A 12,610-nucleotide genomic window follows, 5' to 3' on the forward strand; every position below is an offset into this window, starting at 1 on the left:
AAAAGCACTGGAACCGACCCTCGATGCCGAAACCTGCCATTGCGCTCGACTTATTATTGCTGCCGACCTGGCTGGTACCCGTCGAACCCGCTGGCGTTGTGCTCAAGGAGCATGGCCTGGGCATCCGCGACGGCCGCATCGTGTTCATCGGCCCGCGCGCCGAAGCCTTGAAGTGTAACGCCACCGAAGTCCGCGAACTGCCGGACGTTCTGCTCAGCCCCGGCCTGATCAATGCTCATGGCCATGCCGCCATGACTCTGTTCCGCGGCCTGGCCGACGATCTGCCGCTGATGACCTGGCTGGAAAACCACATCTGGCCGGCCGAGGGCAAATGGGTCGATGAAGATTTTGTGCGTGACGGCACCGATCTGGCCATCGCCGAGCAGATAAAAGGTGGAATCACCTGTTTCTCGGACATGTACTTCTTCCCGAAGGTTGCCAGCGAGCGCGTGCACAACAGCGGAATCCGCGCACAGATCGCAATTCCAATCCTCGACTTCCCGATTCCGGGCGCCGCCAGCGCCGATGAAGCCATTCGTCAGGGCGTCGAACTGTTCGGCGACCTCAAACATCACGAACGCATCAAGATCACTTTCGGCCCTCATGCACCCTACACCGTTGGTGATGAGAACCTGGAAAAAATCCGCGTGATCGCCGAAGAGCTGGACGCTTCGATTCACATGCACGTCCACGAGACGGCTTTCGAAGTACAGCAAGCCGTCGAACAGCGCGGCGAACGCCCGCTGGCTCGCCTCGGTCGCCTCGGCCTGCTAGGCCCGCGCTTCCAGGCCGTGCACATGACCCAGATCAGCGATGACGACCTGGCGTTGCTGGTAGAAAGCAACACCAGCGTGATCCATTGCCCGGAGTCGAACCTGAAACTGGCCAGCGGCTTCTGCCCGGTGGAGCGCCTGTGGCAGGCCGGGGTCAACGTCGCGGTCGGCACCGATGGCGCAGCGAGCAACAACGACCTGGACCTGCTGGGTGAAACCCGCACAGCGGCACTACTGGCCAAAGCCGTCGCTGGCTCGGCCACCGCGCTGGACGCTCATCGGGCGCTGCGCATGGCCACGTTGAACGGCGCGCGAGCATTGGGGATCGAAGCCGAGACCGGCTCGCTGGAAATCGGCAAGGCCGCAGACATCGTCGCATTCGACCTGTCCGGCCTCGCGCAACAACCGGTTTATGACCCGGTCTCGCAGCTTATATACGCCACCGGTCGCGACTGCGTGAAACACCTTTGGGTTGCCGGCAAGCAGTTGCTCGACGACCGCCGCCTGACCCGACTGGACGAACAACACCTCGGCGAAACCGCCCGGGCCTGGGGCCGACGCATCAGCGACCACACCGAATCGTAAACACTCCGGGGCAAACTCCGGGGCTACAGCCTTTTTCAAGTTTTAGAGGATTGAATCATGAGCAACGTCGACCACGCCGAAATCGCCAAATTCGAAGCCCTGGCCCATCGCTGGTGGGACCGCGAAAGCGAGTTCAAACCGCTGCACGACATCAACCCGCTGCGGGTCAACTGGATTGACGAGCGCGTCAACCTGGCTGGCAGGAAGGTTCTGGACGTCGGTTGCGGCGGCGGCATCCTCAGCGAAGCCATGGCCCAGCGCGGCGCGACCGTGACCGGCATCGACATGGGCGAGGCGCCACTGGCGGTCGCGCAACTGCATCAGCTGGAATCCGGCGTGAACGTCGAGTACCGCCAGATCACCGCCGAAGCCCTGGCCGAAGAAATGCCCGAGCAGTTCGACGTCGTCACCTGCCTGGAAATGCTCGAGCACGTACCGGATCCATCCTCGGTGATCCGCGCCTGCTTCCGCATGGTCAAGCCCGGCGGCCAGGTGTTCTTCTCCACCATCAACCGCAACCCGAAGGCGTACCTGTTCGCCATCGTCGGCGCCGAATACATCATGAAGCTGCTGCCGCGCGGCACCCACGACTTCAAGAAATTCATCCGCCCGTCCGAGCTGGGCGCCTGGAGCCGCATGGCTGGTCTGACCGTCAAGGACATCATCGGTCTGACTTACAACCCGCTGACCAAGCACTACAAGCTGGCGGCGGATGTTGACGTCAACTACATGATCCAGACCCTGCGCGAGGAATAAGCCGATGGCTATCAGAGCAGTCCTTTTTGACATGGACGGCACGCTGCTCGACACCGCGCCGGATTTCATTGCTATCTGCCAGGCGATGCGCGCGGATCGTGGCTTGCCGCCAATGAACGACAAACACATTCGCGATGAAATCTCCGGCGGCGCCAAGGCCATGGTCGCGGTGACGTTCTCGATGGACCCGGAGTCGCCGGGCTTCGAGGAATTGCGCCTGGAGTTTCTCGAGCGCTACCTCGTCGGTTGCGCCGTGCACAGCAAGCTGTTCGACGGCATGGGCGAATTGCTGGCCGATATCGAGAAAGCCAATCTGGTCTGGGGCGTGGTCACCAACAAGCCGCTGCGCTTCGCCGAGCCGATCATGCAGCAACTGGGGCTGGCCGAGCGCTCGGCGCTGCTGATCTGCCCGGATCACGTAAAGAACAGCAAACCGGATCCCGAGATGCTGACCCTTGCCTGCAAGATGCTTGATCTGGATCCGTCGACCGTTCTGTTTATCGGCGATGATCTGCGCGATATCGAATCCGGTCGTGACGCCGGCACCAAAACCGCTGCCGTGACCTATGGCTACATTCACCCGGACGACAACCCTCGGCACTGGGGCGCGGACGTGGTGGTGGATCATCCGCTGGAGCTGCGCAAGGTACTCGACAATGCGCTGTGCAGTTGCTGAGTGGTGCTGCAAAGCGACCATTGCTGCATTCCCGCGCAAGACGCGGGAACGATCAGAAGTTAATGGATTAGAGGTTTCTTATGTTTGATTACTCCGCTCGCCCCGAATTGCTCAAGGATCGGGTCATTCTGGTCACCGGTGCCGGTCGCGGCATCGGCGCGGCTGCCGCCAAGACCTACGCCGCCCACGGCGCGACCGTGCTGCTGCTGGGCAAGACCGAAGCCAACCTGACCGAAGTCTATGACGAGATCGAAGCGGCCGGGCATCCGCAGCCGGCCGTGATCCCGTTCAACCTCGAAACCGCCCTGCCCCATCAATACGATGAACTGGCGGCGATGATCGAGACCGAGTTCGGCCACCTCGACGGCCTGCTGCACAACGCTTCAATCATTGGTCCGCGCACGCCGATCGAGCAGTTGTCCGGTGAAAACTTCATGCGCGTCATGCAGGTCAACGTCAACGCGATGTTCATGCTGACCAGCACCCTGCTGCCGTTGCTCAAACTGTCGCAGGACGCTTCGGTGGTGTTCACTTCCAGCAGCGTCGGGCGCAAGGGCCGTGCCTACTGGGGCGCCTATGGCGTGTCCAAGTTTGCCACCGAGGGTTTGATGCAAACCCTGGCCGATGAAGTCGACGGCGTGGCGCCGGTACGCGCCAACAGCATCAACCCGGGCGCCACCCGCACCAGCATGCGCGCCCAGGCTTACCCGGGTGAAAACCCTCTGAACAATCCGACACCGGAGGAGATCATGCCGGTCTATCTGTACCTGATGGGCCCGGACAGCACCGGTATCAATGGCCAGGCCTTCAACGCCCAGTAATGCCATACGTCGCATTTGTTGCCGTGGCGGAATCCCGTCGCGGCATGCAATTGCCGCTTTGAGCACGGCAAATCAAGTCAAATAACCATCACCCCTCTTTCCATCAATATCTCAAACTATTGATTCAAAACGGTTTTAATAAAATATGAACCGTATGGCACGACTTTCGCTCTACATTTCCTCAAAGCACGCCGAGTGAAGGCAGTCGGGCAAGGCCTGATTCGATAGCTGACTAATCGTCATCGGGCAGACTAAACTTGTACCAAATGTCCTACGGGACTGATGGATCAGTATGACGCGCAGCCCATAGCCGCTCTCACCCAGCCTGTAAGACAGACTTACTGCTTAGGGGCTCACGCCATATGAAATCACCCTCCCAGACCACTGCAATTGACTTCGACAGTGCCAAATTGCAACGCCTGGGCTTTGGTCAGCAGCCGCCTCTCCTGGCGCGACCTGTCAGCCTGGCGCAATTGCGCCAGCAAATGAGCCTGCAACTGCAAACCAGCCTTGAGCCTCAACGTATCCTCGGTCTGTTTTTCCGCGAAGTTCAGCGTCTGGTACCGCTGGACGCCTTGACCTATGTGCACAGTGGCAGCGACTTGCGCCTAGAGTTCGGTGCCCGTGGGCACCACTCGGCCAGCTACAGCCTCAGCCACGAAGGCGAGCACATGGGTGAGCTGGTATTTCGTCGCAACCAGCGCTTCAGCGAACAGGAGCTGGGGAATCTCGAATCATTGCTGTCGGCCCTGCTGTACCCGATGCGCAATGCGCTGCTGTACCGCGGAGCCACGCAAAGCGCGCTGCGTGATCCACTGACCGGTGCCGGCAACCGCATTGCCATGGAGCAGACGCTGCACCGCGAAATCGAGATGTCACGCCGCCACCTGCAACCTTTGTCGTTGCTTATGCTGGATATCGACCATTTCAAACAGGTCAACGACCTCCATGGTCATAGCGCCGGCGACGACGTGCTCAAGGCTGTGGCTGCATCGATCAAGGGCCAGTTGCGTAACGTAGACATGGTGTTCCGTTATGGCGGGGAAGAGTTTCTGATCCTGCTGTCCAACACCAGTCGCGATGCGGCTGCGATGGTCGGTGAGCGCCTGCGTCAGGCGGCGCAGGCCCAGGATTACTACGCCAATAATCAATTGATCGAGCTGACCGTGAGTCTCGGCTGCTCGACCCTGTTGCCTGGCGAGTCTGCCGACAGTTTGCTGCGACGCGCCGACAGCGCACTGTATGTGGCCAAACGCGAGGGGCGTAATCGCCTGACCATGGCGGGCTAGATATTCGCCGCCAACAAAAAACGGGAGCCAAGGCTCCCGTTTTTTTATTGATGTCGCCGAAACTAGCTCTCGACCAGCGCCCGACGTTCACGCCCGACCATCACCCGCTCCGACAGCTCAAGCTGCATGCAGCGCTCCAGAAACAGGTACATGTAGTCATAGCTCTTGCAAATGGCCTGACGCAGCTCTGCCTGCAACGCCCTTGTCGGGTTCATCCCGGCCAGGGTGCAGATGATTTCCAGCGCTTCCCAAGGATGGGCATCATCGTATTGGGCATGCATCTTCAGCCACTTCATGGCCCGTTTGCGATCTTCTTCAGGGAAGGCGGCGGCATAGACCCCCGTCGAACAGACCTGCGCCGACCACTCCCCGGTCGCACCCTCGATGGCATAGTTGGTGGCGGCGATGGCCACGATCAGCGAATCCGCCGAACTGGTATGCCAGCACCAATGACTCAGGGCATGCAGTTCCGGTGGCACTTGCTGTGCCTGAAGGTCTTCGAGACTCACACCATGGGCCCGACTCCAGTGCACCCAGTAATCGGCGTGGTTGAGTTCCACGCGAATGTTGCGCATCAGCCAGCGCCGCGCCATGTCCTCCCCCGGATGACGGGCAAATTTGGTCTTGGTGAGATTCTGCGCCATGTACAACGCGAATTGCTCAACGACGGGCCAGCCCCCGATCAGGTACTGGCGCATGGTTTTGGCGCTGAGTTTGTTATCACGCATGCGCAGATAAAGTTCATGTTCGACAACCCGGCGTTTGCTCTCGCTGCAATCCTGGATCAACTGTTGCGCCCAGGCGGGATAACTTGCAGCTTCCATGAGTGGTCCGGTTCGGTTGAATGTGTCGATCACTGTTCGGCTCCTTTTGATTTGTGATTGTGCGGATCGGCAAGAGACTTCAACGGAACGTGCCAGGCGCCTTAAATAACAACGGCTGAGGTCTGGCGGGGCGACTTTGCAAACTGTCACAGGTAAACAACTGCGGGCGTTCAATGACATAACCCTGAGCGTAATCCACACCGATCTCAAGCAATGCCTGCTCGATCTGCGCTGTTTCGACAAACTCGGCAATTGTCTGCTTACCCATGACATGCCCGATGTGATTGATCACTTCGACCATAGCGCGGTTAATCGGGTCGTCCAGCATATCCTTTACGAAACTCCCGTCGATCTTCAGGAAGTCTACAGGCAAATGTTTCAAATAAGCGAATGAAGACATTCCGGCGCAAAAGTCATCAAGAGAAAAATAACAACCCAAGCCTTTGAGTTCATTAATAAATCGGATTGCACTGCCGAGATTTGCAATGGCACTGGTTTCTGTAATTTCAAAACAAATCATTTCAGGCGGTATGGAATAGTTATCAAACTGTTCCCGCAGAAAGTGCAAGAACGCGTCATCTCCGATAGTAATGCCTGAAAGATTAATCGCACACATTGCAAGCGGACGTTCGCACTGTTCATTAATGCATTGGGCAATAACCTTGAATACGTTTTGCACTACCCAGCGATCCAGCGAGGTCATCAAACCGTAACGTTCCGCCGCGGGAATGAAACTGTCCGGCAGAATCATCCTGCCGGCCTCGTCATGCAGACGCAGCAGAATCTCTATATGCCCGCGAGTGCCCGCAGGTACAGAACCCAGCGGGGCTATTTCCTGGGCGTACAGACAAAACCGGTTTTCCTCCAGGGCCAGGTGCAGACGCTGTACCCAAGCCATCTCGCCAAAACGCAGAGACAGTTCCGAGTCATCGGCATGGTAGACCTGGACCCGATTGCGTCCTTTCTCCTTGGCCATGTAGCAGGCCATGTCGGCAGCGCGCAGAGAGGCTTCGAGAGTCGTCGGATTTTGGGTGACATGCACCAGACCTATGCTGACGGTGGTCAGGAATGGCCGCCCTTTCCAGACAAAGTGCAGGTTCTGCACGGTCTGGCGCAGGCTCTCGGCGATCTTTTCGGCCGCCTCTGGCGCACAGTTTTCCAACAGAATGCCGAATTCGTCGCCCCCCAGCCGCGCCAGCGTATCACCCTCACGCAAGCCCGATTGCAGCAGCGCACAGATATGCCGCAGCAATTCATCGCCGGCCGCGTGCCCACAGGTGTCGTTGACGAGTTTGAACTGATCGAGATCGAGAAACATCAATGCATGCCGCGCAGGTTGCCGCGTCAAGTTATGGATGGCCTGTTCGAGGCGATATTCGAACTCGCGACGGTTGGCCAGACCGGTCAACGCATCGTGGGTGGCCTGCCAGGACAGATTGGCGATGTATTGCCGCTCCTGAGTCATGTCATGCAACACCAGCACCGCGCCACTGACCTTGCCCGCATTACGGATGGGTGCGCCGACCAGCGTCACTGACACGGTACTGCCATCGAGCCTCTGAATCAGCTTCGAATGCTCGCTGCTGCCACTGAGCTGACCGCTGAGAATATGCTCGATCAAGGTCAGCCCCTCGGTCTGGGCGTTGTCGTCGAGCAGATTGAACAAAGCCGCCAGCGGCAGACCGGAGGCCTGCTCGGCTTTCCAGTGAGTCAGCGCCTCGGCGGCAGGGTTCATGTAGTCGATGGCCCCGTTTACATCCGTGGTAATCACCCCGTCGCCAATCGAATGCAGGGTAACGTGGGCCCGGTCCTTTTCCAGTTGCAGGGCCTCGGCGAAAGCATGCCGCTGCTTGAGTAGTTTGCGGGTGCGCAGCAGCGCCAGCACGATCAGGCCCATCGCCGTGGCGAGATTGGTGAACAGCAACAGACGCAGGATCACCCGCGAGCCTTCGCCCAAGGCATCACTGAAAGCCCGGGCAGCCGGACTCACGCCATCATTGATTGCAAAAATCCGCTCCTTCCAGCGCCGGATATCGGCATCCGTAGCAGCATTGGTGGTGATACGCCGATGCATCTCCTGCGCCACGTCATCGAGTTCCACCAGATACGCGTCACCCAGCGTCCAGCGGTCGATGGCGGTTTCCAGATAACTGAAGTGCCGAAAATTCAGATAAAGCCAGATCAGGCTGGAGACATCGTCCGGATGGTTGCCGCCCTTGAGGATGCCCTCGCGCGCTGCTTGCAGGTCGGGCGGTTGCTTGTCCAATGCCAGACGCAACTGATGACCGCCTTGAGGCACGGCAATCGCCTTCTGATATTTGAGGTAAATCGCCTCGTCACGACTGTCCGCGTACAGGTTGAGGTAATAGATGGCGTCTTTCTGGCCCTTGGACCACAGACTTTCGCCTGCCACATAACCGCGAACGGCCGACAGGACGTAAAGACTCACGCCCCCCAGCAAGGCCTGAAACAACACGACCGCGATGAATGGCCAGACGATACCCAACAACCGAGGCGTTCCGAGAGTCCGCTTTTGCTTCATGGGGTTCCTTGCATGAGCTCTGCCTGATCGCCCTTCTCTTTGTGAGCATCCCCCCAAGACTAGGAGGCGATCCCGGTTCCGGCAAGCGGCGGATCAGCCTCAGTGCAGCACAAGTGCCGCGCATAGATATGTACCGCCAACACAAGGCTTCGGATCTTTTTACTGCGCACTCCCATTTCCGTAACAGGAACCCGTGCGAAGGAGTGCGACGTGACAGAGACTATTACTGATGCAACCGAGACCTCAGCCGTCAGAGAGCTGCGTGCCGGCCAGGCATTGGGGCTCGACAGCGACCCGGATATAGAGGGTTTCGTACAGCCCACAGCCAAGGACCGGAAACGCTTCAATGCCTTGCGCCGTGCGTCTCCCGGTGCCGCCCCCACCGATACCCTGGAAACCTACAAGGCAAAACTCATTAATGCGCAAATCACGGCCACCGTAAAAAGCTTCATGTCCGGCAGCCTCCTGCTGATTCGTCGCCTGGGTGCCGAGGCACTGTTTCCTGCCAGCGCTGAAGAAGTGCGCGCGACACCTTCGGTATTTCTTCAGCAGATTCTGGAATCGGCACCGGCACGGGACTTGGCAGACCGGCTGCTGAAGGCCCTCAAGTGGTACGGCGCGCTCCCGGGAGAACAAACGCCTGCTTCAGTACGTAACCAATTGCTGAACAAGGCTATCTGCCTTTACCTGCACGCCCCGTCATCGGTTGAATCTCAGGAACTCGCTGGTTTCAGTTGGCAAGACCCGGTGCATTGGGGCAAAAGCTACCAGACCCTGCGCGATGATTTCGCCCGGCACCTGCTGCAAACCAAACGAGTCGCCACGACCAATGAGTCGATCATACTGGCACACATCTACCAGACCCGGCTGTCGAAAGACTTCCAGGTCGCTGATGTCCCGCCCGATCTTCGCTACAAGAGTTCGGTGGTGTGGGTCAATTTCATGCATGGCGTGCTGCTGGCTGACGAACTCGGCCTCGATCGAGCGCAACCACTTTCCTTTCAACAGCTAGTCAACTTGCCTTTGGAGCGCAGCGTCAATGCTTCGACCGAGGAGCTTGAAAAAATTACGCGACTGAGATTGAGCCCGGCGCTCGATTGGGCAGTCTGCATGGGTATCGTTCAGCCACGAGCGGCATCCGATTACAACGAAGAGGACATCAAACGGGCATTGGCGGCACTGGAGAATCACAGTGAGAGCCTGAACAAGGCGGTGCAGTCTCTTGAACTTCGGCCACCTGAAAGATTGCACATGGCCGGACAGGTCATGAGTGACTTGTTCAAAGGTTATACGTTCGAGCGAGATGGCCGCACGTTGCTGGATGCAACACCTGTCTACAGCGGATTCAAATCCACACCTGACTTGAAACTCCAGGGCCACGACTTCCTGGATATTTATGCAGACGGGCAACTTGATGGTGGAAGAAGGTGGACCGTATCCATGTCCGATGGCAAGACGCGCTCCACTACATCGCTAAGACTTGATGACCAGAGAAACCTCTGTGCAGAGCGCGAGACGGAAGGGGGGGGTTATGAGCGGGATCATAAAAGTTGGTCGGGCAAGTTTCTGCCGGACATCAATGCTCGATTTGAAACCGAATTCACGCGCCATCTCGCAACCATCAGACCGGCCTATCAGACCTTGATTCTGAGTCTGTTGAACACCTTGCCACTGACCGAACGTCGAACGTTTGAAACAGGTGCAATCAACCTGCTCGGTCTCCGTCAGAAAGCCAGAAACGACAACAGGTTCGAACATACCCGGGCGAGAAAGGGGTTTGTCTTACAAGTTACCAACGGCGACGACATCAATTACTACGAAGTCATTCCAAGTGCCGGGGTCATTCGGCGCCGAACCGGTCTGCGGTTCTCGTACGCCGGGGGCGAACGCACCGAGTTCCCTTTGCACGCCTCGATCCCTGGACAAACCTATGACCCTGAAAAGGATCTGGACACCAGTCTGCTGCTCGACTGGTCGGCTCACTTGCACGGTATATCCCCTAAAGAGCGACGGTCGTTCATAGGGTTTCTCGATTCGAAGGGGAAAATGCCCGCGGCTGCAGCCACCCATGACTCCGACCCTACGCCCTCCCGGCTTGAAACGCTGGCCGAATTCATTGCCCGCAAATACCTCTACGTTGATGAAGAACATTTGCGTATCCAGGCCCGTGGCGAAACCGTTTTTGATGCCAACCGGGCAAAAACCGAGCAACGGCTGAACGCCTTCAATGCCATCGTCAAAGGATTCGTACCCTTCTGGGGCAGCATTGAAGATCTCCTGTCAGACGACACCACCAAAAGGGTCATGGGTGCAGGCGGTCTCTTGCTGGATCTGGCTTCATTCCTCTTTCCCATCGGGAAATTTATCTCGGGGACGGTACGCCTGATCAGAGCGGTAAACACTGTTACACGCATCGCCGTCAAAGCGAGTCTGCCTACCTTTACGACGCTGACTCGCAAGCTCCTGACGGCGACGGTGAGCAATCTGAACCCGTTGAGCGGCATTCCAACGCTGCTCAAGGCGACAGTCAGCGGTGTTGGCCGAAGGCTGCTCGGGGTGGGGCGTCTGACTATAGGCGGAGTGAAACAGCTGGCGGGTCATGCAGACGGCTACCGACTGGTCAACAACTTGCCGCAGACCATCGATCCGGGGAGCTGGAAAGCGCTGACACGAGGAGATCAACTGGCATCCGTCAGAGGTATCGATGATGTGCCGGTACGCCACACGAGTCCGACGAACCTGAAGCGGCTCCACCTCGTCGACCCGGTGACCTCCCTTCCCTACGGTCCGCGCCTGTTCAACCATCGAAAGCAACTCATACCAGGTCGATCCAGCTTCACCACGCTCCTCCCCGGCAAACTTCATGCGCGCGCTGAAATCCCGGAACAGGCCAGCCTCCGTGAAATGCTCGAAATCGACGGGCGCACCACCCTGCTGATCGATGACATTCCCTATCGTCTGGACGGCGATCACCTGCGCCGCGCGAACCTGATCGATGAAAAGTCGATGTTCAAATCCATACCTTGCCGGGCGCGACGAACACCGAGCAGCGATGTATGCAGAACGAGTTATGTCATCCGGACTCCAGCACCGACGCCTGCCCCGAACAGTCAGGACACAAGCAAGGGATGGGCGCCATGGTTCGGCGATACCATTTACACACCGGCCATCTCATCGCAGCCATTGCTGACAAGCGCCATCAAGACCTACAAGCAACTCAATGCATCATTGGAGTTTCAAAAGGGAATCTACGCGCGCCTCAAGGTTCGCCTGCCCTACGATCGCTCAAAAAAGTTCGATACGCTTGAAGTCGGAGCGATCATCGTTCCCGCGAAAGATGACTCCAAGCACTATGTATTCACCCGCCTGAACGCCGGGGATTTTTACGTCACCGAACGCTTGCCCGGACAGGCTCTTTCCGATCCTCTGGTTTTACGCAAGGCGCAAACCCTGCCTACAGAACTGACGGAGGAACTGAAGACGGTTTATACCGGGTCGCTCAATGCCAACAACACGGCACGGATCCACACGGCTCCAGAGGTTGAGCGCGCCTTGAGAACCATGGATGACATCGCGATTCCGCTCGGCACGAATTCCAATCCGCCTGCCGGCATGAAATGGCTGAAAGTGGACACCAGCCCCGGTGAAGCACTGATGTTCGACCACACGACGCGAATGATCGTAGCGAAGCGCGCCGAAGGTGCCACAACCTGGGTACGGAGCAACGACGCCCCAGAGGCTTTGCGGCAGCGAACGGCGGAAATTTTCGACACTCTGTTTCTGTCACCGACGACCACGCCAAACCTTGACAATGCGTCGCTGCGCATCAATGACACAATGCAAAAACTGCAACACCTGCTGAGCCGATTTGACCGTACAGACAATGCTCGCAACATTGCCTATGCCGAAGTCATCACTGCCAATGGCGTGCGAGAAGTTTACGTGAGTGTTTCCGGCGCTCATGGCACAACCAAACACCTGCCCCTGTTTCGGCACCTGGGCGGCAATCATGTACGGATCGGCGACACGACGTACGTCAACGTCGACTTCAGCCTGACTGTCGGGAAGACGAACCTGGAGTTGACCGATAAAGGGCGCCTGGTTGCAGTCCCACTGACCATCAAGAACATCGATACCTACACACCGGCACTGGCTACCCGACCAACCTCCCTGGACAGTGAAAGCAAGCTGATACGCGTGATTCGCGAGAAATACACCGATCCACTTGAACTGAAATCGGTGGACGTCGCTACCACGATGCCACCCTGCGAATCGTGCTCACTGGTCATGAAGGAATTTGGTCATAGAGGGGAAGCCGATGCGTTGCAGGTTCTATGGAAATGA

The 12,610-nt window shown here is 58.0% G+C and carries 8 protein-coding genes; 6 read left to right on the top strand and 2 right to left on the bottom strand.

The window, feature by feature from the left end:
- The first annotated feature begins 23 nt into the window (after nucleotides 1-23).
- The 5 genes from CAF63_RS03865 to CAF63_RS03885 all read left to right on the top strand — a co-directional run bounded on the left by CAF63_RS03865 (nucleotide 24) and on the right by CAF63_RS03885 (nucleotide 4,900).
- On the top strand, nucleotides 24-1,358 hold the full coding sequence (locus CAF63_RS03865) for a TRZ/ATZ family hydrolase (RefSeq protein WP_085683480.1): 1,335 nt from the start codon (nucleotides 24-26) through the stop codon (nucleotides 1,356-1,358).
- 57 nt (nucleotides 1,359-1,415) lie between these two features.
- Nucleotides 1,416-2,114, top strand: coding sequence for a bifunctional 2-polyprenyl-6-hydroxyphenol methylase/3-demethylubiquinol 3-O-methyltransferase UbiG (gene ubiG, locus CAF63_RS03870; protein WP_085683481.1), 699 nt, complete (start codon nucleotides 1,416-1,418; stop codon nucleotides 2,112-2,114).
- A 4-nt stretch (nucleotides 2,115-2,118) separates the two neighbouring features.
- The gene (gene mupP, locus CAF63_RS03875; protein WP_074688036.1) at nucleotides 2,119-2,790 is read left to right on the top strand and encodes an N-acetylmuramic acid 6-phosphate phosphatase MupP; all 672 of its coding nucleotides are present in this window, start codon (nucleotides 2,119-2,121) and stop codon (nucleotides 2,788-2,790) included.
- Nucleotides 2,791-2,870: 80 nt separating this feature from the next.
- Nucleotides 2,871-3,611 carry a YciK family oxidoreductase gene (locus CAF63_RS03880; RefSeq protein WP_085683482.1) on the top strand — a complete coding sequence of 247 codons (741 nt, stop codon included), beginning with the start codon at nucleotides 2,871-2,873 and terminating at the stop codon, nucleotides 3,609-3,611.
- Nucleotides 3,612-3,973: 362 nt separating this feature from the next.
- Nucleotides 3,974-4,900 (top strand): GGDEF domain-containing protein, encoded by a 927-nt coding sequence (locus CAF63_RS03885; protein WP_085683483.1) that lies wholly within the window; start codon nucleotides 3,974-3,976, stop codon nucleotides 4,898-4,900.
- Nucleotides 4,901-4,962: 62 nt separating this feature from the next.
- Here the strand turns inward: CAF63_RS03885 and CAF63_RS03890 are convergent, their stop codons facing one another.
- Complete coding sequence (locus tag CAF63_RS03890) at nucleotides 4,963-5,757, bottom strand: TenA family transcriptional regulator (protein ID WP_085683484.1); 795 nt, start codon at nucleotides 5,755-5,757, stop codon at nucleotides 4,963-4,965.
- Between the two features lie 46 nt (nucleotides 5,758-5,803).
- Nucleotides 5,804-8,266 (bottom strand): EAL domain-containing protein, encoded by a 2,463-nt coding sequence (locus tag CAF63_RS03895; protein ID WP_085683485.1) that lies wholly within the window; start codon nucleotides 8,264-8,266, stop codon nucleotides 5,804-5,806.
- Between the two features lie 210 nt (nucleotides 8,267-8,476).
- Between CAF63_RS03895 and CAF63_RS03900 the strand changes: the two genes are divergently transcribed.
- Nucleotides 8,477-12,610 carry a hypothetical protein gene (locus tag CAF63_RS03900; RefSeq protein ID WP_085683486.1) on the top strand — a complete coding sequence of 1,378 codons (4,134 nt, stop codon included), beginning with the start codon at nucleotides 8,477-8,479 and terminating at the stop codon, nucleotides 12,608-12,610.

Source organism: Pseudomonas sp. B20(2017) (genome assembly GCF_002113125.1).
Classification (GTDB): Bacteria; Pseudomonadota; Gammaproteobacteria; order Pseudomonadales; family Pseudomonadaceae; genus Aquipseudomonas.